The sequence below is a fragment of the Hymenobacter qilianensis genome (genome assembly GCF_014489555.1).
Taxonomy (GTDB): domain Bacteria; phylum Bacteroidota; class Bacteroidia; order Cytophagales; family Hymenobacteraceae; genus Hymenobacter; species Hymenobacter qilianensis.
Genome location: NZ_CP060788.1, coordinates 1 through 24,571, shown reverse-complemented (window position 1 = coordinate 24,571; position 24,571 = coordinate 1). Strand labels below are relative to the sequence as shown.

Annotated in this window: 24 protein-coding genes; 10 read left to right on the top strand and 14 right to left on the bottom strand. The window is 57.4% G+C overall.

The annotated features are described in order from the left end of the window. The first annotated feature begins 73 nt into the window (after window positions 1-73). Window positions 74-604 (top strand): hypothetical protein, encoded by a 531-nt coding sequence (locus H9L05_RS22705; protein WP_187734683.1) that lies wholly within the window; start codon window positions 74-76, stop codon window positions 602-604. A gap of 47 nt (window positions 605-651) precedes the next feature. Here the strand turns inward: H9L05_RS22705 and H9L05_RS22700 are convergent, their stop codons facing one another. Together H9L05_RS22700 and H9L05_RS22695 are read right to left on the bottom strand one after the other, a co-directional pair. Continuing rightward, window positions 652-1,173, bottom strand: a complete 522-nt coding sequence (locus H9L05_RS22700) for a hypothetical protein (protein WP_187734682.1) — start codon at window positions 1,171-1,173, stop codon at window positions 652-654. 82 nt (window positions 1,174-1,255) lie between these two features. Next, window positions 1,256-1,672: a hypothetical protein gene (locus H9L05_RS22695; RefSeq protein WP_187734681.1), complete on the bottom strand. Its 417-nt coding sequence runs from the start codon at window positions 1,670-1,672 to the stop codon at window positions 1,256-1,258. A gap of 484 nt (window positions 1,673-2,156) precedes the next feature. Between H9L05_RS22695 and H9L05_RS22690 the strand changes: the two genes are divergently transcribed. Beyond that, window positions 2,157-3,833 (top strand): SBBP repeat-containing protein, encoded by a 1,677-nt coding sequence (locus tag H9L05_RS22690; protein WP_187734680.1) that lies wholly within the window; start codon window positions 2,157-2,159, stop codon window positions 3,831-3,833. Between the two features lie 674 nt (window positions 3,834-4,507). On the opposite strand, the gene H9L05_RS22685 is transcribed toward H9L05_RS22690, so the two are convergent. The 3 genes from H9L05_RS22685 to H9L05_RS27145 form a co-directional block, all read right to left on the bottom strand. Then, window positions 4,508-4,672 (bottom strand): hypothetical protein, encoded by a 165-nt coding sequence (locus H9L05_RS22685; protein WP_187734679.1) that lies wholly within the window; start codon window positions 4,670-4,672, stop codon window positions 4,508-4,510. Then, window positions 4,669-5,151: a hypothetical protein gene (locus H9L05_RS22680; protein ID WP_187734678.1), complete on the bottom strand. Its 483-nt coding sequence runs from the start codon at window positions 5,149-5,151 to the stop codon at window positions 4,669-4,671. The genes H9L05_RS22685 and H9L05_RS22680 overlap by 4 nt, the downstream gene beginning before the upstream one ends. Window positions 5,152-5,507: 356 nt before the next feature. Then, on the bottom strand, window positions 5,508-5,696 hold the full coding sequence (locus H9L05_RS27145) for a T9SS type B sorting domain-containing protein (RefSeq protein WP_394368517.1): 189 nt from the start codon (window positions 5,694-5,696) through the stop codon (window positions 5,508-5,510). 1,104 nt (window positions 5,697-6,800) lie between these two features. Here H9L05_RS27145 and H9L05_RS22670 point away from each other — a divergent pair. Beyond that, window positions 6,801-7,067 carry a hypothetical protein gene (locus H9L05_RS22670; protein WP_187734714.1) on the top strand — a complete coding sequence of 89 codons (267 nt, stop codon included), beginning with the start codon at window positions 6,801-6,803 and terminating at the stop codon, window positions 7,065-7,067. 4 nt (window positions 7,068-7,071) lie between these two features. Here H9L05_RS22670 and H9L05_RS22665 read toward each other — a convergent pair whose 3' ends face one another. The 7 genes from H9L05_RS22665 to H9L05_RS22635 all read right to left on the bottom strand — a co-directional run bounded on the left by H9L05_RS22665 (window position 7,072) and on the right by H9L05_RS22635 (window position 14,340). Further along, window positions 7,072-7,590 carry a hypothetical protein gene (locus H9L05_RS22665; protein ID WP_187734713.1) on the bottom strand — a complete coding sequence of 173 codons (519 nt, stop codon included), beginning with the start codon at window positions 7,588-7,590 and terminating at the stop codon, window positions 7,072-7,074. Window positions 7,591-8,074: 484 nt separating this feature from the next. Further along, window positions 8,075-9,286, bottom strand: coding sequence for a T9SS type A sorting domain-containing protein (locus tag H9L05_RS22660; protein ID WP_187734712.1), 1,212 nt, complete (start codon window positions 9,284-9,286; stop codon window positions 8,075-8,077). Next, entirely contained in the window at window positions 9,169-9,840 is a 672-nt protein-coding gene (locus H9L05_RS22655; RefSeq protein WP_187734711.1) for a hypothetical protein, read from the bottom strand. The genes H9L05_RS22660 and H9L05_RS22655 overlap by 118 nt, the downstream gene beginning before the upstream one ends. Window positions 9,841-10,621: 781 nt before the next feature. Continuing rightward, complete coding sequence (locus H9L05_RS22650) at window positions 10,622-11,869, bottom strand: T9SS type B sorting domain-containing protein (protein ID WP_187734710.1); 1,248 nt, start codon at window positions 11,867-11,869, stop codon at window positions 10,622-10,624. Window positions 11,870-12,135: 266 nt separating this feature from the next. Continuing rightward, on the bottom strand, window positions 12,136-12,903 hold the full coding sequence (locus H9L05_RS22645; protein WP_187734709.1) for a hypothetical protein: 768 nt from the start codon (window positions 12,901-12,903) through the stop codon (window positions 12,136-12,138). Further along, a complete protein-coding gene (locus H9L05_RS22640) occupies window positions 12,904-13,344 on the bottom strand; it encodes a hypothetical protein (protein ID WP_187734708.1) in 441 nt (146 codons plus the stop codon). Between the two features lie 471 nt (window positions 13,345-13,815). After that, on the bottom strand, window positions 13,816-14,340 hold the full coding sequence (locus H9L05_RS22635) for a hypothetical protein (RefSeq protein WP_187734707.1): 525 nt from the start codon (window positions 14,338-14,340) through the stop codon (window positions 13,816-13,818). A 465-nt stretch (window positions 14,341-14,805) separates the two neighbouring features. Between H9L05_RS22635 and H9L05_RS22630 the strand changes: the two genes are divergently transcribed. The 3 genes from H9L05_RS22630 to H9L05_RS22620 all read left to right on the top strand — a co-directional run bounded on the left by H9L05_RS22630 (window position 14,806) and on the right by H9L05_RS22620 (window position 17,226). Then, the gene (locus tag H9L05_RS22630) at window positions 14,806-15,534 is read left to right on the top strand and encodes a hypothetical protein (RefSeq protein ID WP_187734706.1); all 729 of its coding nucleotides are present in this window, start codon (window positions 14,806-14,808) and stop codon (window positions 15,532-15,534) included. Window positions 15,535-16,125: 591 nt separating this feature from the next. After that, window positions 16,126-16,608, top strand: coding sequence for a hypothetical protein (locus H9L05_RS22625; RefSeq protein ID WP_187734705.1), 483 nt, complete (start codon window positions 16,126-16,128; stop codon window positions 16,606-16,608). A gap of 246 nt (window positions 16,609-16,854) precedes the next feature. Beyond that, complete coding sequence (locus H9L05_RS22620) at window positions 16,855-17,226, top strand: hypothetical protein (RefSeq protein ID WP_187734704.1); 372 nt, start codon at window positions 16,855-16,857, stop codon at window positions 17,224-17,226. A gap of 104 nt (window positions 17,227-17,330) precedes the next feature. On the opposite strand, the gene H9L05_RS22615 is transcribed toward H9L05_RS22620, so the two are convergent. Continuing rightward, entirely contained in the window at window positions 17,331-17,744 is a 414-nt protein-coding gene (locus H9L05_RS22615; RefSeq protein WP_187734703.1) for a hypothetical protein, read from the bottom strand. Window positions 17,745-17,814: 70 nt separating this feature from the next. Beyond that, a complete protein-coding gene (locus H9L05_RS22610) occupies window positions 17,815-18,072 on the bottom strand; it encodes a hypothetical protein (protein ID WP_187734702.1) in 258 nt (85 codons plus the stop codon). A gap of 2,101 nt (window positions 18,073-20,173) precedes the next feature. Between H9L05_RS22610 and H9L05_RS22605 the strand changes: the two genes are divergently transcribed. The 4 genes from H9L05_RS22605 to H9L05_RS27140 all read left to right on the top strand — a co-directional run bounded on the left by H9L05_RS22605 (window position 20,174) and on the right by H9L05_RS27140 (window position 24,324). Continuing rightward, window positions 20,174-21,748 carry a hypothetical protein gene (locus H9L05_RS22605; protein WP_187734701.1) on the top strand — a complete coding sequence of 525 codons (1,575 nt, stop codon included), beginning with the start codon at window positions 20,174-20,176 and terminating at the stop codon, window positions 21,746-21,748. Between the two features lie 870 nt (window positions 21,749-22,618). Beyond that, on the top strand, window positions 22,619-23,005 hold the full coding sequence (locus H9L05_RS22600) for a hypothetical protein (protein WP_187734700.1): 387 nt from the start codon (window positions 22,619-22,621) through the stop codon (window positions 23,003-23,005). 386 nt (window positions 23,006-23,391) lie between these two features. Continuing rightward, window positions 23,392-24,165 (top strand): TIR domain-containing protein, encoded by a 774-nt coding sequence (locus H9L05_RS22595; protein ID WP_187734699.1) that lies wholly within the window; start codon window positions 23,392-23,394, stop codon window positions 24,163-24,165. Then, window positions 24,166-24,324: a recombinase family protein gene (locus tag H9L05_RS27140; protein ID WP_187734698.1), complete on the top strand. Its 159-nt coding sequence runs from the start codon at window positions 24,166-24,168 to the stop codon at window positions 24,322-24,324. Window positions 24,325-24,571: the final 247 nt, after the last annotated feature.

Here is a 24,571-nt window from a genome sequence, read left to right as displayed (position 1 = left end):
CTACGCTATCTTTACTCGCCCTAGCACCGTAGCAGCAGGGAGTATCCTCCTGCGCAGGCGTACCGGCCCCTTAATGAACTCCACCTCGCGTCCTTTCTCGTCTGCCCTCTATGTGGCCCTGTTCATCAGCCTGGTAACGGGCACCTCGTGCGACCGGGAACCCAGGACCACCCAGTATAGTCATTACAAGGTAGCCGGGACTGCGAAGCTGAGCGTGTTTATTGATTCTGTCGTAGCCGATAGAGGCACGGTCGATAACGCCTTGTATATGGAGCTTATGACCAAGACAGATACGTTCCTGGTCAAGCCCATTGACCAAGAGCTGAGCTTTCCCCAGCTGCAGGACTCGCTCACGCAGGTTAATCTGTATTACCAGGACTGGTATGTGAAGTTACAAGGCCAAGTAGTGCGCAACGAGTACCCCGCCCTGTATTTCCCGCATAAAGAAGCGATCATCACGATTGATACATATCCCTTCGAACATCGCCAGGCTCAAGTATGGTTAAAGCAGAAAAAGGAACGGGTCTACTATGAGATTCGATTCGCGAAAGAGGGCCGCTTCTTTTCTACCTCCTTGGCCCAGACCTACGTCAATAACTATTAGGGTGTCTTAGAATGGCCATTATGTCAAACAATAAACGGCCGCAGGGCTCACCGCTGGACCGACAGGACGACGTGCTTCTCTTCTTTCTTCAGGGAGGCGGGCCCCGCCAGGGGGGCCGGGGTCACCTGGTGCAGCCTCAGCCCGTAGCGGCGGCGGTTGGCCCGCAGCGTGAGCGTATCGCTGATCTCGGGGCCGCAGTACAAGCACAGCGTCACCGTTTGCGCACTGCCCTGCTGATCCTCTACGCGCAAGTCAGTGGTGACAAAGCCGCCGTCCCCGCAGGACGGGCAGCGCTTATCCAGCACGTCGGTCACGGTCACGATCAACTCGGGCGCCTGCTGGTCGGGTAGACTGGCGCGCTGGGTGTAGCGCAGCGTGAAGGGCTGGTTAAAGGCCGCATCGAGGATGGGGGTCGTGTTCTTTTCTTTCGTGCAGGCCACCACGCACAGCAAGCCAACAGCCCCAGAATACAGCAATTTCATCGTCTCGTATAGAAAAGGTGCAATATAGTCTTTCCCCGGAGAGACACGCGCGTTCTGTAGGGTTGCAGGGCCGCCACATAAAACCACCGCCCCCCTATCGTTGAAGGACCCGCGCAGCCTCCTTTAGTCGGATAATCCGCATTATGTTAAACCCGTTCAATTAGTAAGTTTAGCTATTAGAAATTGAGCTACCCCCTTCGGTAGGCGCTGAAATTGGCGGTTTATAGCGTACAAAGAGATAATAGAGCGTGAGACAGGAGATCATATTCACCCCGATAACTGTCGGCTCTGAACTCTCCAGCGAAAAGTTAAACTTGATGGTGTAGAGGTCAAACTGCAGGGTCAGGTTGGCTGGGGCCTTCAGGCCCACGAGGAACCAAACCCCATTATTGAGCGCATACTGTAGTCCCTCGTAGGTGAGCACGGGCAGCTGTAACAGGGCATAGATGCCGATCCACGTGGGATCCTGCCGCCGGTGATACGCTACATAGGAATACATGCCCACGCCATACGCCCCGACGAAATACAAGCAAGAGAGGGTAGCCCACTCAACCTCCTTCTGTTGCAGGGCAACCAAGGTAGCCACGAGCGCTAAGAGTATTCCTAGACCTCCTCCTATGGCATTGTAGAGGGCCATAGCCCCTAAGAAGGTACGGGGAGGAAAGCGTTTAGCTGGGGGCATGATGAAGGATGGAAACGAGCGCTCTACTTGCTTTTATCAAAGGGATGCTAGTTAGACAAAAAGTAGAAAAGGGGCGTCTGTCAGCCTGTCTGCTTTCGCGGAATGTTTTCTTTACATAATACCGGTTATAGCTGCCTTCAATGTGTCCTGATTGGGGTGTGAGGCACCAAACCCGAATAAGTACCACCGCTAGTAGATTTGCTCCTCCCTATGCTGTTACTTCGCCGCACGGAAGCAGGCATCGCGGTACTCTCCCCCTACTTACGCTTCCTCCGCTGCTTCGGCGCAGGAAAGAGCGTGGGGCCGTCGCGTCTCCACCCCGTGCTAGTGAGGTCATCGGGGTCCTTATCGATCGTTTGCATTTTTATTGTCACCAGTCCCTTTATAGATGATTAAATCCTTTACCCCCTCCTTCCTAATTCGTACCCTGGGCGGGATAGCCAGTAGCTTGTTCAGCCTTACGGCGGGGGCCCAAACAGCGCCCGCGTGGTCCAGCGTCCGCGCCATCGGACCTACCGCTACCTATGGTGCCGTGGCCACAGTGGATGCCTTCGGCAACACCTACGAAACGGGGAATTTTGATGGGACAACGACCATCGCTGGCACGACGCTCACCAGCGCGGGTAACACCGACGGCTACCTCGCCAAATACACGCCCGCTGGGGCGCTGGCCTGGGTACGCCAGGTAGGCTCCCCTGGCTCGGATTACGTGTCGGACGTCGCCGTAGATGCGGCCGGTAATGCCTATGTCACGGGTGATTTCTCCGGCTCGATGGCCCTGGGCAACAATGTGTCCTTAGTCGGCGGCAATGTTACCGTGAGCAAGGTCATGGTCGTCCGCTATTCGCCGCAGGGTACCCCCGAATGGGCGCAGCAGAGTAGAAGTACCCCGCCGAATAACACCGCCGTGGGCGGAGGCATTAAAATCGATGCGGCGGGCACGGTGTACCTGACGGGTTACTTCAATAATCCATTTACGATCGAATCCACGACCATCAATGTCCCGAACCTAGCAGGGGTATTTCTGGCCCGCCTTTCGGCGGCGACCGGCGCGCTGCAGTCCTTGCTTCCCGCCTTCCAGTATGCCCCTTTCACGAGTAGCGTTGGTGTCTCCTATACCTATCCCAAACTAGCGATATCCCCCACGGGCGACACCTATATTCTAAATACCTTTACCCAAAGCCCCATCTTCGGGACGACCACGCTTACCAGCCGCGGCAAGGGGGACGTGCTGGTGGCCAAGTATAGCGCGCAGGGCACGTTCGAGTGGGTCCAGCAATTCGGTGGGGTGGACGAGGATTTGGTCAATCAGGGGGTGGTCGATGCCACCGGAAACCTGTATGTAACCGCTTCTTTTACGGGGAGCGCTACGTTTGGGAGCACCACGCTAGCGGGAGCCGGCAACCTAGATGGCAGCCTCGTCAAGTACTCCCCGCAAGGGGCCTTGCAGTGGGTGCAATCGGTGGGTGGTCCTGCCTCCGACAACTTATTCAGTGTAAGCTTGGATGCGGCCGGCAACCCGTATGTCGCGGGTTACTTTGCGGAGGTGGCCCGGCTGGGTTCAGGCACGCTCACCAGTGCCGGCCGCCAGGATATAGTAGCGGCCGCTTACACCCCCCAGGGACAGGTTCGCTGGGTGCAGCAGGCCGGAGGTCCGGGACTCGATTACGGTCTGCACTTGGGCTTTGACGCCCGTGATAATGCCTACCTTGTGGGACGCTTTGCGAATACCTGCTCCTTTGGCTCCCTAACGCTCAGTACCACCGCCACGCAGGAAACCTTTTTAGCGCATTTAGGCAACACGGTTCTGGCAACGCAACAGGGCCGCCCCGTAGCCCAGGCGCTGCCCGTGTACCCTAATCCAGCTTCTGACGCCGTGCAGGTAGCAGACGTGCTCGTCGGCCGCAGCGTGCAGCTGCTCGATGCCGCGGGCCGGGCAGCGCGCACCGAAATGGTTGCCCCGAACGCGACCATTTCGGTGCGGGGCCTGCCCGCGGGACGCTACACCCTACGTGCCACTACGGCTGATGGCAGCCCCTATACGGGTCATCTACTGGTGCTGTAACTGCTTATGTAGCGACCGGCTTACAATCCTTTCTGCATCTGCCACTCGTTCGAGCAGTCTCCCAGGTATTCTGGTGGGTGGTATCGCCGCGCCCACGCAGCCACGAAAGACACGCAGGATCCCACCGCGTATCTTTCGTGGCTGCGTGGGCGCGATTTGTAGGCTGGCCTATTGACTAGCCAAGGTGCGTCGATCAGGTGCTTTGTCGCCGCTCCCGACCTAGTGATAGGGCGCACTGAATGATTGCCTTCTTCGCCGCCAATCACCCTTAGAAACGTTGCTTTACGTAAGGGATTTTTGTCTTAGAAAGGCCATTATCCTATGTTCGCCTACCCGCCGTAACTTAAGGTTGCTGAAAAGGAAAAGGGAGGAATAAGATTCCGCCATGTAAATGACCAATTTCATGCTGGAAGAAGCGCACGCCTCCCGAATCCCTGGTCCTTACTGTTCCCTCAACACCCCCTCTTCTGCCACAGGAAGTAGATCCTGCAGTCCGTCCCCAGTGGGTGCACCGTGTTCATCCGCGAGCAAATCTACGGTTGCGTAAAGTTTTTAGCGTGTTCTAGGACGATAGCCAACGTCTGCGAGTTTGCGAGCACCTGTACCTCGGCCACGAACAGCTGCATCTCCGGATTGGTCCTCACCGTCGCCAGAAAGGGTGCATACTGTTCCTGTTACATGACGCGGGCCATCACGAAGGCCGTGGTCATGTAGCCCAACACGCCATATACGTCGCCGTGCCGCTGCTTCTCGGCGTATGTGGTTAACGCTTCGCGCACGAGCGAGCGGCGCTCTCGGGAGGACAACTGGGCCAGATACTCCTCCTGGGCTAGGATCATCTCCAGGTACATGAACTCAAACGTGTAAGCCCCCCAATCCCCGGCCTGTTTTTTCTCCGGTAAACAAGCGGGCCGCATTTGCTGGTAGCGTTCCAGCAGCAGGGCTGCGGCTTGGGGCGTTGCTGCAATTCGCCGAAGCCATTGAAGTTCGCTAGCTGCGCCCGCGTACCGCGTTGCAGCGAATTGGCGGCGAGCATATTCCCCAACAACGGATAGGTTAAGCAAGTAGCGACTAAGCCGGCCGTGGAGATGCGCGGCAGCGTGGCCGCGGGCAGCTGGCAGGCTGCTACCATCTCCGCCCCGGTTTGAAAGGTGGCCCAGGCGGGCGTGCCCGGTACGATGGGGAAAACGTAGGTGTCGGCCGGCACCGGCACTACCGAGGACGTGCAGCTTTCGGGGTCGTTCTTGTCGCACGCGGTGAAGGTCAGCAGCCCGCTCCCCAGCAGGACGAGCGCACACAGGGTAGAATAGGTCATCATCCTAGTAGGTTAGCTAGCGAGCGAGCAGGAGTAGGCCCGGTAAGCAGCAGAGCCCGCCGCCGGCCGGAAGGTTGCATGGACCGAGGCTCTCGGTCGTATAAAGGCCATTACGTTTAGCGGTAAGCCTGAGAAAGCAATAGGGCTCTTTCTTGCTGCTCCTAGAAACCTGTTTTGCTACTGGATGCACCGCATTGCGACGAGCTATGGTTCAGCGCCCCGTGAAACCGGGAAGCCATCCGGGCAACGTGGAGGCGCCGAGCCGATGCCGCCCGCCCTGCTTCCCTCACCGGGAAGGGGCGTTACCGGATACGGCGGTTGGAAGACCACGCGTAATCGGCTACGCCTGCCGGGCCCCGCTAGCGGATCACTTCCAGCCAGCCCCGGTAGACGGTCCCCGTGCTGGTCAGCCGCAGCACATAGTAGTAAACCCCGGCGGCGGCCTGCGCTCCCCACTCGTGGGCGTAGGGAGCCTGCTGGAACACGCGCTGCCCCCAGCGGGTGTACACCTCCAGGGAGCACGCCTGCTGCGCCAGGCCCGGGATCACGAAGCGCTCATTGCGCCCGTCCTGATTGGGCGTGATCAGATTGGGAATCCGCAGCTCCGCGGGCTCCCCGGCGGGGAGCCCGGGCGGCGGCCCGGTAGCGGGGAGTTCGGGCGGCCCTTGGGCCCGGGTAATGACGCGGCTCCCCTGCTGCGTGCAGCCCCCCGCATAGGTGACCCGCACAGAATACGTGCCGGGCTGGCTGACGCGCAGCGTGGGCGTGGTGGCCCCCGTACTCCACTGGTAGGCCGTGGCCCCTGTGGTCGTGGCCGTCAGCTCCACCGTCTGGCCGGGCCCCAGCAGCGAGTCGCCCTGGATCCGCAGGGCGGCGGTGAAGGCCGTGACCACGTGGTAGGCCGTCAGCTGGCGCCCGTCGGCAAAGGTGGCCCGCAGCGTGTACAGCCCGGGCTGCTTCACGACCAGGGTCGAGGTGGTAGCGCCCGTGCTCCAGTGGTAGGTCGCCCCTGGGCTCGTCAGGGCCGTCAGCGCGACCTCCCCCCCGGGCAGAGCACCGTTTCACCGCTGATCTGGGCCTGGATAGGCGCGGCGGATCCCCGGAGCTTGACGACCCAGTAGCCATGGTGAGCTTGGGGGGCTGGCTGGAGCCACTCGGCGACCAGCCCCCCAGCACGAACCCCTGGTCACTGGTGGGCTGCAGATCCATGAGCAGATCCTCCTTATCCCCTCCCAAGGTGCGCTCGGCCAGCACCTGACCCCGGGCGTCGAGGTGCACCAGCCAGATGTCGGTGCCCCCGTTCTCGTGGGCGCGCGAATCGCCCGCCAGCAGGTACCCGCCCTCGGCCGTGACCTGCAACCCGCGCAAGACGTCTTCGTGGGGCGACCGACCGTTTTATCCCACTGCTTGGTGCCCTGGGCGTCGACTTTGACCACCCAGTAGTCTCCGGCACCCACCCGGGCCTCGGTTTTATCGCCGCCGGGCGACGAGTCGGAACTTCCCCCCAGCAGGTAGCCCCCGTCGGGCGTGGCCACCAGCGCTTTGAGGTATTCATCTTCACTCCCCCCGAAGCTGCGGTCCCACTGCCGCTGACCCAGGGCATCCACTTTGAGCAGCCAGTAGTCCCGCATTCCGCGGCGACCATTGGCGGCTTGCGTTTTATCCCCGTCGATGCCCGCATCCGTGCTCCCGCCCAGCAGGTAGCCCCCGTCGGGCGTGGGCACCAGGGCCTCCAAATGGTCGGCCATGCTGGTGCCCAGGGTGCGGTCCCAGACTTTGTTGCCCTGCGCGTCGAGTTTGAGGAGCCAGTAATCCGCGGGGCCCGGGCCGGTCTGGGTGACATCCCCGCTGCGGCCGGACGTGGTCATGCCGGCGACCAGGCTGCCCCCGTCGGGGTAACTAGCAGCGCCCGCACATAATCACTTAAGTGCCCCCATAGGTTTTATCCCAGACTTTGTTACCCTGGGCATCGAGCTTGACGATCCAGTAATCATCATAGCCTTGGCTGGGCTGGCTCTTGTCCCCACTCACGCCGGACTTGGAGGTCCCGCCCAACAGATAGCCGCCATCGTGGGTTTGCTGCACGGCGCTTACGTACTCGTCCTTGTCCCCTCCGTAGGTTTTATCCCAGACTTTGGTGCCCTGGGCATTGAGCTTGACGATCCAGATATCGTTGTAGCCTTGGCTGGGCTGGCTCTTATCTCCTCCCACTGCGGAGCTGCTCGTGCCCCCGAGCAGATAGCCGCCGTCGCGGGTTTGCTGCGCACGGTGCAGCAAACCCCCCTGCGGGGCCCCCAGGGTTTTCTCCCACTGAGTGGTTAGGATCTGGGCCGAGGCGGGTAAGCCCGGTCCGGCCCCCAGTAGGCAGGCCCCGAGCAGGGCGGCCCCGCGGACCCAGCAGCGGACAGGTAAGGACAGGCAAAGGAGTAGACGTAGCAGCATAACAAGGAAGGAAAACAACACCGGGCGGCCGAAGCAGCCGGCGCGGTGGCCGCCCGCAGGGAGCACACCTACCCGATCTGCCGGCTCAGCAGTGGCGGGACGAGCTGTGCAATATTCTGACCGTATTTGGCGGTCGGGCCTCCCTGCGCGCTTCCGCTACTCCCCGCGGGCCGGCTACGCCAGGCCCGGGTAGGCGACCCGCGGCACTACACCCGACAGGCGCGAGCAGGAAGAGCCACAACAGGAAAGAGATGGAGAGGTCGAGCGGAGGGACTAGAAAAAGGCTGACCCCTGCGGCAACAGTGTCCGAGAATGGCCGTGGCTGTTGCAAAACGCGGTCAATAGCCTAGGGGGTTTGTTCTTAAGCGGCAACTGCCTGCGACTAGGAGCGCTAACCAGGCCCTGTGGACGGCTGTACGCGCTAATCAATAGCAGTCGGATACGCGTCACTGCGTATTATTTACTCGTAGGCGTGACCGTCTCTTCACTCCACCACCAACCGGCGGCTGAGACGGGTGGCCCCGGCTTGCACCTGGAGCAGATATATGCCCGCCGATAGCTCCGCCAGGGACCAGGCGTAGTCAAGGCCAGTCTCGGACACGGTCTGCGTTGTCCGGCGCACGACCTGCCCCCGGGCGTTGACGAGCGTGAGGGTGGCTTGCGTGCCCCCAGCCAACGCCGCTAACGCTACCCTGACGCTGCCGCGGGCCGGATTGGGGTACAGCTCCAGGGCGACGGGCGACCCGGCTGCCCGCTCCGGGCCTGGAACGGGCGCCCGCAGCAGACCCACAAACGAATGTTCCACCAAGGGGCCGGCCCCTACCCGGATGGGCGTCACCAAGTGGCCAGCGACGTACACGCGCGGCCCGCGCAGGGCAATGGCCCAGGCGGCGTCGTTGGCGGGGCTGCCCAGCGACTGCGCCCAGGCGACGGTCGCCGTGGGGCCCGCATCCCGCAGCTGCGCTACCAGCAGGTCTTGCCCGCCCACGGAAGCCACGCGTCCGGGGCCAGCGTCCAGGGAATGGCCGAACTCACCCGCCAGGTAGAGGCCGGTCTCGTTGACGGCCAGCCCCTGGCATTCGTCGTAGCCCTGGCCGCCGAGGCGCTGGGCCCAGGTGAAACGGCCGGCTGCGCCGGTATCGGTGAGCTTGGCGACAAAGATATCCGTGCCGCCGCCGTGGCGCGCATTGGTCAGCACGCTGGTGCCTAGGCGCAGCGTTTTATCAAAGAAACTGCCCCCGATATAGACGCTGCTGTCCCGCACAGCTAGCGCGCTCACCCAGGCCGACTGGGCGTAGGCCGCAGGCTGTACCCAGCTCAGCAGGCCGGCGGCGCCAGTATCGACCAGCTTGGCCACGTAGAGGTAGCGGTTGCCGTTACCCGACGTGGGCAGGGCTTCCGGGCTCAGCTCGCCGGCTACCCCGCGGAACGAACCCGCCAGAAAAAGCCCCTGCTGCCCCACGGCTAGCGCGCTCAGGGCGCCTCCCGCGGCATGGGCCCACTCGCGGCGCGCGCTTGGGCCGGTATCGGTCAGCTTGGCCACGAACGCGTTGAGGCCCCCAAGGCTTGGGCGGTCGGCTAGCTGGGTGCGGCCAAAGCGCAGCGGCCCGTAGCAGGCGCCCCCCACATACACGTGGGGGCCGCGACGGCGAGCGTGTTCAGCACCGCGCCCCCGCCGCCGATCAGCTGCAGCCACGTGGCCACCGGGCCCGTGCGGGTCGCCGAGAGCTTCGCCACGAAGGCGTTGTCATCGCCGGTGCCGCCTTGCGCGGCCTGGAGGAGCGTGCCCAGGCGCACGCTACTGCTGGTGAAGGTGCCGGTGAGATAAACGCTACTGTCGGCGGTCGCCAGGGTGATCACTTCTTCATTTTCAGCGCCGGCCAGTTGCTGGGCCCACTCAAAGCGGGTCGTCGAGGGATTCCATTTGGCGATAAAGCCGTCCCGGCCGCCGCGGCTACGTAGCAGCTGGTCGCCCAGGCGCAGGGAATCGTAAAAAAAGCCTGCCAGGTAGAGGTTGCCCGCCTCGTCGGTGGTCAGCGCTCGGATGTAGGGGGTCTGGTCCCGGCCCAGCGCCACGGCCACTTCCCAGGGGGGAACGACCGCTTGCGCCTGCGCGGGGCGCCAGGCCGGACCGGCCAGCAGCAGCCCGATCAGCAAGGCCTTCAGGGCCGTGTGCCGGGGTATGGTGCGGGGCCGCGCGGCACCGCTGCGGCCCGATCGGAAGAAAAAACGGGCGTAGTACTTCGGCATGAGCGGCGCGTGAGGAGGAGCCGTGGTGCACCCCACCGTAAACCTACCCGCTGGGCCGGGAAGCCACAACTCAACATGTCGGCAATTCAGACTTTACTGCTGGCCATGAAGGAAGATGGGCAGGTGATTATCAGTGTTTTATACGTTATGAAAAGGACTTCCTAAGGCAGGGGAATTGGCTAGCGCTCCCCGCTAGCCCGCAGCAGCCCGTTCGGCGAAAGGGTGATTTAAACCGCCATCGTCTTTCGGATAGGGCCTGAGAAGGGCATTCTACTCACCTTATTCCTATTGTATTTCACCTGATCGTTCATCATCAAATGAGGTCATAGGGAGGTTCTTTTCGGCCGAGAATTAGCACGAGCGATCGTCGTCATACGCTACAAACCAGCGAGGGGAGGCATGGCGCACAACCTTGACCGAGGGAATGGGAGGGTATTGGGGGCGTCCGCAAAGCTTTGTAGGGGCGGCATCCCACAGTCAAAAGGTAGGGGGGCGGAACAGAGGGGCTATGGCTCGTTTGGTCACGAAAGTAGTTGTATAAGCCGCGTGGCTGTTGCAAAAGTCTGGCAGTAGCGGCAAACAGATCAGTGAGTCCCCTCGGCAGCCAACAAGGAACGCTCCTTCAGTCTTTTTTGCCGCTAGTTGTCGCCCAGGCAACCGCCTGGATTCCCTGTTGGGTGTTTTGCAACAGTCACCCGCATTATGTTAGGTAGCTTCGGCAACTTCCGTAACTAACGGGTGTCTCCGCAAGTGGTTGATCCGGCCCCGCGCCAGGGAGAACTCAGTGCACAACTTCCACCCAGCCGACCAGCTTGCGGTGCGTCGTGGGCTCCTGCAGCAGGTAGTAATAGCTGCCCGCGGGCAGGCCCGCCGCGTCCCAGTCCTGCTGGTAGTGCTCGGTGCGGAACACCGCCTGCCCCCAGCGACTGAACAGGCTGAGCGACCACGCCGCCGTGCCCAGCCCGGTGATGTGCAGCTGGTCGTTGCGCCCGTCCCCATTGGGGGTGATGATGTTGGGCACAAACACCTGCTGGCGGCAGTCGTAGAGGCGCACCCGGATCGAGTCCGTGGCGCTGCACACGGGCGTGGACACCGTCACCCAGTACGTGCCTGACTGAGTGGGGGTGAAAGTGGCCGCCGTCGAGCCGTCCTGCCAGCGGTAGCGCACACCCGGCAGCGTGGCATCCAGGACGAAGGGCTGCTCGGGGCTCGCACACAGGGCCGTATCGGGGCCCAGGTAGATCGTGGGCGGGGTCAAGTAGAACAGGCGCAGCGAGTCGCGCTGGCTGCAGCCGGCCGCGTTAGTGCCTTCCAGCCAGTAGGTGCCGGGCTGGTTGACCAGCAGCGTCGCGCCCGTGGATCCGTCCTGCCAGCGGTAGCGGGTGCCCGCCTCTCGGGTGCGGGGCCGCAGGGTCAGGGCCTGCCCCACACAGAGTACCGTATCCGCGCCTAACCGCACCTGGGGCACGGGCGCAGCGGTGAGCCGCAGCGAGTCGCGGGTAGTGCAGCCGGCCGCGTTGGTCACCTCCACCCAGTACCAGCCCGGCTGCTGGGCCCGGAGGGTGGCGGCGGTGGAGCCATCCTGCCAGCGATAGGTGGCGGCCTGGGCAGCAGTCAGCACCAGGGCTTGGCCGGGGCATAGGGCCGTATCCCGGCCCAGGCTGACCACCGGGCGCGGGGCCACGGCCATGTAGCGGCGGATAGCGAAGGGGTAGCCGCCGGGCAGGAAAAGCGTGAGCGTGACCAGATAACGGCCGGGCAGCGCGTAGACGTGGGTGGGCGCTACTGAAGTGGACTGGTTGCGCCCGCTGGCCGGGTCTCCGAAGTCCCAACGCACGGAGTCAGCCCCATAGGTGATAGGTAGCGTAAAGGCATAGGGACTTCCCTGGCACGTGCCCTGCCCGGTGAAGTACCACAGATCCCGTTGCATAAACGAGGGCAGGCCGTGCCAGGATTGGCGCCCCCCCAAGCTCACTCCTTGATCCACGTACGCGCACAGGCCCCCGCGACGGTTGGGCTCCGTAATCACGCCCAGGGTCCGGTCCGCCTGGTCGGTATGGGCCACGTATATTCGGCCGTCGGGGCCCAGTTGGAGGCCGAACTTGGCGCTGAGGGCCTGTCCTGCGACCGAGGCATCCTCAATTGGCATCGCCGAGGCGGCGAGGTTGGCGGCGGTCAGATCGTACTGGAAAAGCGCTGACGCCGAAGGATCCGTGACGTAGAGTTTGGTCCCGTCCGGGGAAAACTCTACCCCGTAGCTAGTCAGCACGGCTGGGGGCAGAAGGACGGGATTCGTCAGGCGGCCCGTGGCCGGATCGAAGTCCAGTAGTTCCACGCTGGCCCGGCTTTGCCCGGGGGCGGAGTAAAGGTGCCCGCCGTAAGGGCCAGCCGCCGCCCGTCCGGTGACGCTTTCAATTGGCCCACGACTTGGCTGCCTTGGTGGACAAAGCCGTCACGACTCAGCACCGGGGGAGCGGTGATCCCCTGCGCCGTGAGCAAGTAAGCAAAGAACACATCCGAGTCGCGCTCGTGGCCCAGTATCCACAGGTCGTGCCCATTTTGGTGGGGGATGGCCGTCACGCGCTCAGTAGAAGAGCCGTGGAGTAGCCCCTGGCGGAGGACAACCTCCCCCAAGCCATTTTGCCGGCGCATATCCACCCGGGCGTAGCGAAACCCGGTGGGTTGATTGTATTCAGCCGGCAAAAACACGTAGTAAACGTCGCCATGACCGGGCTGCGGCACAATCAGGCACTGGGCGGCTGACACGTCGCCCGGCAGCCCAGTACCGCCCGCCATTACCTGGTGCTGACGGTTCCAGACCGTCAGCCCATTGGTGTAAAAAAGTAAATTACCCAGACTGTCGGCCCGGCTACTGCAACTCTCGAAGGTCGTAAGCTGCCCATCGGTCAGGGGCACCGGCCTACCCGGCCGGAAATCCAGCCCCGCCTGCCGGCCAAAATACCACTGCGAGGCGGGCAGCTGGGCCGCAGCCCAGCCGGTGGTGGCCAGCAGGACGAGGCCCGTCAGGACGGCGCGCAGCCACGGCAGAGTCGGGGCTCCCACTTATCGCTGGACGGTCAGCACCGCTTGCTTGTCTTTTTTCGGGCCGTTGCCGCCGCTGCCGGTGTCCACGGGCGTGACCTGGTGCAGGGTCAGCACATAGCGCTGATTATTCGCCTGCACCGCCGCCGAATCACTCAGCCCGGTAGCGCTACCACACCCCAAACACAGCCGGACGGCTTGCCGCTCGCCGTTCTGGCTCTGGACCGCCAGGACGGCTTGGACCGTGCCCGGGGAAAAGCAGGGCGGGCACCGCTGATCCAGCACGTCTTCCAGGGTAAGCGTCAACTCAGGGGCCTGCAGGTCGGGCAGGCTGGCGGTTTGGGAATAGCGCAGCGTCACTTCTTGGTTAAAAGCTGCCTGAAGGTGAGGAGTGACGTTATTTTCTTTGGAGCAGGCAGTCAAGCCCAGCAGGCCCACGGCCCAGGAATACAGCAATTTCATCGGGTTGTATGGAAAAGGTGCACTAGCGTCTTTCCCTGGAGAGACGCTAGCGTTCTTTTGGGTTGCAGGGCCGCCAAAAAATGCCGAATCACCAGTCGTCGAAGGGCTCGTGCAGCCTCCTTTCGTCGTATAAACGGCATTATGTGAAGCACAAGGCTTAATTCAAGTGCTTCACGCTTCCTTTCGGTAGACGGCGGGACAAGGAAGAAAGATAAATCATTTGTTTGCCCCCAGCCGGCATGCTGATTTCCACCGGCTGATAGGGCCGGGCTTCGACCACAAGGGTCACTTGGGGACAGCGCCAGCCGCCAGCGATAGATGACAAGGTGAAGCGTCCCGCGGAATCCGTCGTTATCTGATCCGAGTTCGTGTTCTTTTTTGCCATGAGCACGGGGCGCACGGGTAGCCCAGTTGCTTCGTCGAGCACCGTCCCCATAACGGGCCGCGGCTATGAGCAGGCGGGATTGACAGCTACTTGCCGATCAGCCGTGACCAAAGGTTAGTTACTATATTATCGTTTCTTTTAATACTATCCGCCCGCTTGCTTTTAGCGGTTGTGGTGCTTTCGGACTTGTTTATTTTTTTGATTCTCATGTGTTCTTCTGGCCCAAATCGGTCGAATACATAATGAACTATTTGAACGGTATCGAGATTCCAGGCATAATTTTTAAATCCTTCGTTTCCATTTGCTTCCAAAGTCGGTTTCCCAAATTCAGCTTCAAAATAGGATTGGAATTCAGTGAATGATTTCCCTGGGTCACTATAATCCGTCCTAAAAAATTCTAATTCATTTAAGAACCCATCTTTTCTTGGTTCGAAGTGAAATCCAAGCATACAGTTCAGGCCATTCAAGGATTTGCATGAGATGGTGTAATAGCCGGTTGTTACATGGTTATAGCCGTGCCCATTCAATTTTTGAGTCAACATATGTTCGTCAATGCCCCAGGGAATGAAAATACCGGGTTCGTCAATTTTAAATCCTTCTTGAATATTCATTTTGTTTTTTAGCAGGAAGCACAACTTGTTGGTAACAGGCCCCGGCACGGGCACGAAAGGCAAACAGGAAGAGGGCTACGCGCCGCATACAGGTAGGGCGAGGGAAAGAGGCGAAAAGATACGACGCATGTTATTCTGGAAAACGCGCTAGTTAGACAAAAAGTAGAAACGGCGGGTCTACCTTTTATCTACTTTCGCGGAATAGTTGATTGACATAAAAGATCTTCTCGGACACCTCTTCCCAGAAGCCTACGCTTGGTTCACGCCCTAAGTAGGATAAATTCAAGACGGATATAACATACGTTATGTTAAGCAACTATTCTCAGAATCCAGACCGGCTGGCAGCAGCCCGTTTTCTGCCTTTTGTCTAACTAGCGCAGCTTTCGCAAAAGCAAGGGTACGGCGTCCTTTATCGGTTGACGGCCCCGCACCAAGGTGGCACGGTTGTTACGCCCAGCCTTAGGTATGGATACCCCTTGCTTGTCTGTAGCCTTTGTCGCAATGAACCGCTGGCGGTGGCTCTCGTTGCTGCTCGTCGTCCCCTTCGCCTGCAAAAAACCCGAACCCGAGCCCGAGGCCATGCCCCTGCCCACCGAGTTGAAGGCCTACACCCTGTTTGAGCCCGGCACCTACTGGATCTACCAGGACTCGGCTTCCCGCCAACTCGACAGCGTCTGGGTCACCCACCGCGAAGCCTTCGTGACCCGGCGCTGGGACCAACAGTATAACCGCGTCAATGAGAAGTACGAGAACTTCCGCCTGCTGACCCAGTCGAGCCGGGGCGGGCCGGAGCGGGTCTATAGCGTGTTTCGCACCTGCGGGCTCTCGATTCCAGAGGATGCTTCGATCAGCGGCTATCCGTGCTGGACTATTCGGCGCGGCCTCTCCCTGCCCAACAGCACGGCCGATGAGGGCAGCACCACCGTCTTTCCCTACCGTATCGCCCGGGATCAGGCCCCCGTGGGCTACCTGTTCGGAGAGCTAAAGTCCTACTGGCACACCGCGCCCGTCCCAATCGGGAACACGACCTATGCCGACGTGCTGGAGGTAAACATCCCCTTGAGTGATCGGTCCGAGTACGGCTGGCCCTCGCACTACTATTGGGCCCCGCACGTGGGGATCGTACGCCAGCGCACCTGGTATAACGACCAGCCCCAAACCTGGACGCTGGTGCGTAGTCATATCGTGCAGTAAGCCGTTAGACGGAAGACGGCATACGTCATATACATAATGGCCATTATTAGACAATGGAGTGATGTTTTACTATAATAATCCCTTTTCGGATACGTATCGCTAAGGCCCACTTTACATTTGAAATGGTACTGGCACTTTGATATGACTAAGAAGATGAAAAGGAGTATAAAGGCATCACTCTTTTGGTGGCTACTTGTTCTTTGCACCAACCTTATCAGTTGGATATACTATAGGGACAATCATTATCAACCGTTTATAATGATGTCTCTAGTATTTTATGCCTTGATAGGGAATCTACTTCTGTTACTCATTTTATGGGTGTATAATAAATTTCATAAGCTTAGTTAAGCAAACTGATAGTACACGCGCAAATCTACTCCTCAAGCGAAGGAGGAGGACAGAGAGCAGTTTGTTGCTTTACATAATCCACCTTCTCGGACAAGAGTTGGTTTAGGTGCGCTTCTGTTTCAACACCCTGAAGAAGCCCCGTTGCTCACTCTCACAATTAGTTTTTGCTTGGCAGGTGCGGTCTTTGCTACCCGATTCCTTTGGTTTATTCACTAGGTTCGCGCCGAGCTAATTTCTGTACTCATGTGGTTTCCCTTGTTGCTGATCCTGACCTTTTTCTGCTCTCCTCTACCAGACAGCCTTCCCCAGGCGCGCGTGCCGCAGGCACCATTTACCGAAACAACGAATAATGCCTTCCTCAGTGGGTTAACCGAACGTCTTTCCTACACTCGGTTAGTCGGCGCTCACTATGTGCGCGCCAAACGAGCGCCGAAACTCGGCGACGGACGCTTAGTCTCTTTTTCCAACGGGGCGAACCAGTTTACCTGCTTTACCAGTGCAGACAACACGTTTACGGCGGCCTTTACGATCACCCGTTCCGAACCCTTGTTGGCTCCCTTACTCGTACTGGGGACGGAGAAAAGGACCGTCTTGCACCAACTGGGACTCCCTCGTAGCCAAGACTGCTTGCAGGTCATCAATGTTGAAGGCGACGTGCTGGCAACGTTAGTTTTCCAAGAAGAAAAGTTGGCCAAAATCACCTTTCTCGTTGACATCGACGGCTAAGAGGGTGGGGCTATCCGAAGTAGAAGAAAACAAAGAGGCTTTTAGTAGTAGTGAGTGATCGCTGATATCGGAAATGGTCATTTACATAACAAGAGTTATAAGAGCCTTCTTGGAAATAGATAGAAATTAAGCTCTTGTTGACTTACTTAGCAGAATGGTACTTTAGTAGGACCAGCGCATAGTTTTCGACACTACAGACCCGGGGTTAGAGAAAAAAGGGTATGTTGTAAGGACTCTTTATTTGGTATGGTAAAAGCATTCTTCACGTTGATGCTCGTAGCTCCCCTGACGGGTTGGGCACAAGCGCATTTACCGCCCCGTACAGCGGTGTTGCCCCCGCCTGTACGAGTAGAGCAGGCCCTAACCGGAACAGTCAATCCGCGCTTGTTACAAGTACCACTGGGCACGTTCCTCTACCAGCACCTGCGCGATACCCTAAGTAACCATTACGTGAGGCCACTTCCGGCTGGGAACTGGCAATTAACCATCGTGCGCTCGATTAGTCCCCGGTGGGTGGCTGTTCGCTGGCTCCCGCACTCGGCTGCGTTTGTAGCCGGGGATACGACGCTTTTCTACCTGCCGGCCCAGAAAGGGCTACAGACCATCATCCAGTTGTAAGCAGCCTATTCATCCCCTTTTTACATGCTGCAAACGACCTTTCACAGCAAGTAAAGTCACTTTTACCACCACTAGCTGCCCAGCCGGGCGTACGCGTGGAGTCCTTACTGGTCACCCTGCGTTGCTAGCCCCATCAAAAACCCTTCAAAGGAGTGACTCCGGAAGGTGGCGGGTTCCGCCATGGTCATGCCGATGAAGGGAAACGCATAGATAAGCCCGCTGGTGCGCTCGAAGGCGTAAGCCATGCCGCCCCCGTCCGACCCAAAAATGGTGAATCCCGGCGCAAACTCTTCTACCTGATAGGCCGCATTGGCTTCCAACACGTCTGCCGGCTCCCATAAATCAAGATATGCTGTTCCCACTTGCCCGGCTCCACCCTGATAGCGAGCCATCGCCTGCAAGTATTCGGGCGGCGCTTGGCCATTCTGGTGCACGAACCCTTCGGCATTGAAAGGGGAGCTTTCCGGCCGGGGCATTAAGGGAAGGGCGAAGAGTAGGGCGTCCAGTTCGGCCGTCATGGGAAGGAAGTGCTCTTATAAGCCATTAGGGCAACTAGGGGCAGGAAAGTCCAATTTAGCTGAACCCTACTTACGTATTGACGCCGTATTTTATTTCAATTCTTCTACTTTCCGCGAAAATCTTATACAGATAGTCACACGCATCACTTTCAGATAAGAATGTCTGTTCATCATTTCTTCCCCCACGCTCATCTAAATAGAAAACCTCCCACTTGTAGTAATTACGTACTAAAATAGTTGTGTCCGGCGTCAACTCGCCAAAGAGGGAGTAGCTCTTGGGTTTCACGCCTAAGTGATCCAATTTTTGCTTTAATTCCGTTAGGTTCATCTTTCCTTATTCTAGGATTTCTATTGCTCCGCGCTGTCGTAAAGTTGCCATTTTCACGGGCGAGAAACAGGGGGTACCCCTACCAGCCCTTTCGGCCCATAAAAAAGCGGTAGAGACGCAGGGCCGGTTTGACCGGCATTTTTAGGTCATCGCGTCTCTCTGGATAAGGTTCGATAACAAGGGTCGTATCGGTCCTTGTACGGGAGGGTGTACAGTTGTTAAACGCTCGTTTCGCAACTGTAAAGCGTCAAAAGGCAGTACTGATAAGGCGGGCGTTATCAGTCCTAAGTTGGCTGGTTTTGTCCTTGTAATGCTTGATACCAGCCACGACTTAGCGCCTGCCTTCTATCAGCCGCTGGAACATCGCCGGGGAATCTGAAGAATCCAAATTTCCTCCCACGTACGGAAAAACCCGAAAATGCAACCCTGTAGGAGCCATAGCCGCTGGAGCTGAAGGGGTGGTTGGTTCTAAACGGGAAAACTGGGATGTCCTGACGCCATTTCGGTACGGGCTGGTCTGACCTTTGGGAAAAATAAACCGCCCTTTTACGGGGGTGTTTCTTTCTAAAGCCTACCACCTACCCTGCTTTCGCACATTCCTTTGGGTGCGTTTGGTGTCGCCTTGGTTTGCTCGACGAAAGGTGCGGCGAAACCCGAAGGTCAGTTACCAATGCGCAGTACCTTATGAGTATAGCACTTTCATGCCCACACGTCGTCGAATTCATTGCTGCATCCCTCGTAGCCACAACTTCGCCCCCAGCTTGAGCCGGATAGGCACTGGGATGATTCATATTTGTCGGCGTCCTCACTGAAACCATGCCCACTGACTTTGGGCCGGTCCTATACGGGCCGTACTTCCCCTTATGAAAGAAAGCCAGGGAAATGTAGTATCTGCCGAGAAACCCCGAATCCAAGGCGTAGGGCGGCGTAATTTCGATAGGAGTGGTTTGCTCCGCTCGCGTTTTCTGGCGCTGGGGAAACCCCGTTCCTTCGTGCTGTTAACATTGAGCCCTCCAATGGGCGCTTCCCCGCTCACAGACTTAACCCCCACCGTCTATAGCATGTCCCCAGAAGAAAACGCTACTATTCAAGCTGCCCACATAGCGGGCCGTTACAACCTCGTAATTGCCTTCGTAGGAGCGGTGGCCCTCGTCTCTGCTCCGATAGCTCTTGAACAGTACAAAGCTAGGCATCAGCTGGAGTTGCTGGAGCAACGGACAATCGCTATCGACTCGACCGCTTGGCAGAGTCAGAGAGCCACGAAGACGGCTACTACGATTGTTATCCCGAATCTCCCGAGGCTAAGCCCACAGCGGTAACACCGGCGGAATTTCCGCATTTGAGAACCCCGGGGAGGAACCGGCATAGGTTTATGTGCCTTCTATTTCACCTCAATAGTCCTAAAATGGCCGATTTAGGTGAGACGTTATATTAGATGACATACGGCCGCTGGGGCACAAGCCCCTTTCGAGCGAGTGTTAGATAAAAGCGGAACTCTCCTTTCCGCAGAACGAACGCTCCTTAAATAATTTAATTCTTAAATCGTTGCGGGACCCAAGCAGCTCCGAGAAGGATCCACGTGAGCCTCGGGTTGAGAGCAAAAAAAGCCGGGATTTATAAGGTAATCCGCAATACAACTTTTTTGCAGTGTTTGGACTTGAAAAACAGAACGATAAATTGAATTAAAACCTTAAAAGATATCCTGGTGCCACCCTAAGTTAACGATGGCAAATAGTCCATTTAGAGCTTTTTTGTCCACAAAATAAACTTTATTTTTATACCGTAAACAGGATTTAAATACCAGATATATTTTGTATATTTATAATATCAAGATCGGAACAAGCCGCCTTGTTAACCCAATCCCTACGCTTATGGCTAAGGCTACAAAAATTGGCAGAGATGCCCGGACTGGCGAATTTATTACTGTGCGTGAAGCTCAGCGGCGCCCCAACACGACCACGGTAGAAACCCTACCCAAACCGAAGCCCTCACCCAAGAAATAACAACCCTTGGTGTGGCTTTCTTCTTCGACCAATTCAGGGGCTGAGCGTTGTGCTTCGGTCCCTGAATGGTTTGAAGCCCATCCGTGTCTCCTTCCCCGATGCTACGACTGTTACCTCCTGACCTGGACCTTGACCGGCATCTGGCCGCTCACCCACCGACCTTTTCGCGCTTTCATTCCGACGAACTGGTTCACCTCCTGCACTTGGTGTCGGCTATTCCGGCCACCAACCGCAAAATGGCGGAGAAGCTGGATTTGCAGCTGGGCTATGTGCACCTGAGTTCTACTCGGCTGCGGGAGTGGTTGCCCAATTACCATGAGTATTTGCAGTACGCCGTCGATACGAACCTGCTGGAAACGGACAACCATTTCGTGGTGCCACGGGACGGTGATGTTGGGAAGTGTCGCGGGTATCGTTTTGCAGCGCGCTTCCGGAAGGGCTGGGATGTACCCCTTGTCGATGGCCCGAGTTGCCGCATTGTGTGGCTGAAAGATGCGGCTGTCATGCGTCGGCTGAACCGGGTTCGGCTTAAACAGTCGAAACTGACCAAGCAGATCCGGCAGGACTACAGCCACCTGCTGGAGTGGCTCGATCCCAAAACCACCCCATTGCGAATTCGGCAAGAGGAGGCTCTGCGCTTCATTGCCCAGGAGCGCGACAGGGTGCGGCGGGACCCTTCGTTGCGAAAGCCTAAACGGAAGCCCGGGCCGAATGGGGAGGTGGTATTTAAAGATCCTGAGGAACAGTACGATCAACGGTTTACATCCGTCGCCAAGTTGGTCGAGCGCGACCTCAACACCGTGCTTGATGCTAAGGTAGGTCGGCTACATACCACGCTCACCAACATGAGCGGTAAGTTGCGGCCGTTTGTCTACGCCGAAGGCTACGGGCAGCTCGTTGCCATTGACCTCAAAAACAGTCAGCCGTTTCTAGCCAACCTGTTGCTGAACCCCTCCTTCTACAGTCCCTTCACCAAGGGTCGAAAAGGGGGCCGCGTGCCTTTAACTCTTCAAAAGGAGGGATTAAAGGTGTGGGAAGAAATGAAGAAGAGAAAGAACAAACACTCTTACATTACTCTGCTTAGAATAGTGCAACGCACTGGTAATGATGATATTGAAAAGTTCCGGGAGTGGACAGCCAGTGGTGAGTTCTATACCAACGTCCAACAAGCCCTCAATTCCCAGGGAGAGCAAGTACCGTTCGAGCGCGACGACATCAAAGTGATGCTGTTCGAAGTATTGTTCTCGCGCAACTCCACCAAGTCAATGGCGAAGACAGCATTTGCCGAACTCTTCCCTACTGTGGCCAAAGTGTTCCGCACGCTCAAGGTTAAAGACCATAGCATCCTGCCCCGGCTGCTACAGCTGCTGGAAGCGCACCTGTTTTTGCGCGTCATCACCAAGCGCATTCACCAGCGCTGCCCACACATCCCGCTGTTCACCGTGCACGATAGCGTGGTGACACCCGTGGAGTACGCCGACTACGTGGAGCGCATCATGAAGCAGGAGCTTACGAAGTGGGTGGGTCAGTCACCGCAGTTTACTCGGTCTTTCTGGGGACTGACTCAGCTTAGCAAGGTTGCTGGGGTAGCAGCGGCTATAGGCCCTGCGGTCGAGTTTTACAGCATCTGCCTTAAACTGCGACTTGACGGTTTTAGTACACAAAATCAGTAGTTCGCATAAAAACTCTGTAAACTCTACTTGTTACGACCTTTACTCAAAATATTAGGCTGTAGTGATCGAGTTATTGGTGCTACAATATCCCTGGTTTCGGCACCATTGTGTTCCTGCTGTATAGGGTCTGATCGGGTCTTATTGAAATGGTCAGACAGGCACCGACCGATCGGGTGAATCCAGATCGTGCTGGGTTTCTAGCCAAGTTCAGAGACCCTCACAGGCCCTAGGGTCTGTCTCCTGCGGGACTCTACTTTAATTAAATAATTTAATGGCTTCCCTTATGGTCGCCAAGAGCCACCGCCAAGCTTAAGTGGTCCCCAAGTAAATCGCTCAGCATTGCGCCATCAAGCCGCAGCGCTACCCACCCTAGATCAACCTGTTCCGAGCCTAACACCTTGGGTTTTCCTTAAAAATACCCACCTGAAGCCCGTAGAACCCGTTGCCCGGTTAGTCTCCCTTTTCCCTTATACTTATGCCTGAGGCCATCACTGGGAAGTAGCGCCCCTGCTGTTCGCAGAGGGCTCATCTTAAATAATTTAATTGCCGTGGACCCGGGACTAGGGAGTAGCTCCAACCCGGAGGCTGGGGATGATTAAATTATTTAATTCCGGCCAGGGCCGAGGAGACATGCAGGGCAAGCCTTCGCCCTTATTGCAGCAGGGTGCGTAGCTCTAACCAGGTCCTGCTGGCGAGCAAAGGGCGTTATTTGCCGACATCGCTTCAGCCGGCCCTACCTTTAAGATCCATCATCGATCCTACTCCCCGATGCGTGCCTTTAACCTTGCGACCATCTTCGCCTGGGGCTTCCTGAGCGCCTGCCACTCCTCCCCGCACTTCGACCAGGCCGTGTGGCTAGCAAATGCCGAGATGACGGATCACGCTAATCCGCGAGCTCGGATGGTGCAGGATTTAATGGCCCACCACCTGCGGCCGGGCCTGCCGCGCGCAGCGGTGCTGGCCCTGCTGGGTCCGCCCTACAAAGAAGGCGTGGAGAACCGCCTACCGAAGCATATCACCATGCCCGACACCATCGGCGCGATCCGCCCTGAGCTCTACCAATCCGGAAACCGGGCGCACTTGCGGGCGGCCACGCTTCAAGCGAGTCGGCGCATCAATGCTTTCTATCGCGAACACGGCCGGCCCGATACGCTCATGCTTTATCCGGTGGGCTGGTCGACGATAGACCCCAACTTTTTGGTAGTCCAGTATACCGGCCACGGGCGCGTGAAAGGGTATTGGGTCGAGCAGCACTAGGGCCTAACGGGACAAATACCGCAGCGATGGCTCGCCAAGCCAGACCTTGCCGGGCCCGCCTCCTCTTTTTTATCTACTAGGTCACCAAGGAGGCAATTACCAAGGGCGAACCAGATAGGGCCCGAAAAAAAGGGCAGGTATGTGGGGGCTTAACTAGGAACCCTTCTGACCCAAACCACGGCTCCGCCCGCGTCTTCCCGGTAACCCGCGCTGGGTGGTGATTCTATACCTAGGCACTGTCCAGCAACCGGCCGTTTGACGGACTCGTTTGACACCCACGCAGAAGCTCCCGAAAACCGTGGTTTTCGGGGGCTATATTTGTTAAAAAGACAAGTTTCAATATGAAAAGGAAGACGGTTTATCGTAGCGCTTACTTCAAAATAAATGTGATAAAGAACATCCTTGAGATGCTAAATGATAAAAGTCATGGACAACTAAAAAATTTATATTTTACTATTAAGACGGGTGATACAATCTGGGAGCATAAAGCGATAGAAGACTTCATTGATGAGTACAGAAAGAAGCCGGAAGAGGCAAGTGTTAATGTCAACTATGATTACCATGTATACAACATTCCCCATACATTTCGATTTACACTAGTCTTCTACAATGATGACTTCGGAGTCAATACAGTTGTAACAGTAGAGGATGAGAGGGATATAAAACCACATATCACCAGAGTATTCTCCCTACTAGATGATGCTTTAGAAACCTCACTCGTAGTTCCGACTAAGATTAACAAGGTATCTCCCGTCATTTTCATCGGACATGGAGGAAGCCTTCAATGGCGTAATCTAAAAGATCACCTAGTTGACCAGCATGGATATAAGGTGGAGGCTTATGAAACTGGGGCAAGAGGTGGTCATACCATTCGGGATATACTTGATGACATGCTTAATAATGCCACTTTTGCACTTCTTGTTTTAACGGCAGAAGATGAAATGAAGGGTGGAGAAAAGCGAGCTAGACAGAACGTTATTCATGAAACGGGGCTATTCCAAGGGAAATTAGGTTTTAGCCGAGCAATTGTGCTACTGGAAGAAGGAGCAGAGGAGTTTAGTAACATCTATGGCATACAGCAGCTTAGGTTTAAGAAGGATAATATAAAAGAGACCTTTGGTGACGTCCTAGCTATTTTAAAAAGAGAATTCAATACTTAAATGAGAGCCGCCATCTATGCCCGCGTCAGCACCCGCGATAATGGCCAAGACAATGAAAACCAACTTAGAGAATTATGGGCCTTCGCCGCTCGAAGAGGTTATACTATACATCACGAGTATATTGATAATGAAAGCGGCGCACGCGCGGATCGGGCGTAGTTTCTACAGCTATTCGAGAACGCTCATAAGCGCCGCTTCGATGTCGTCATCTTCTGGGCCCTCGATAGATTCAGTCGCGAGGACATGACCGAACCCTTAACCACTTACAGAAGCTATCCTTATCGGGGGACAATTTAAGTCGTTCACCGAGCAGCATCTGGATAGCACCGGTATTTTCAAGGATGCCATCATCGGTATCCTGGCCACTATTGCCAAGCAGGAGCACGTACGCCTTAGTGAGCGAACC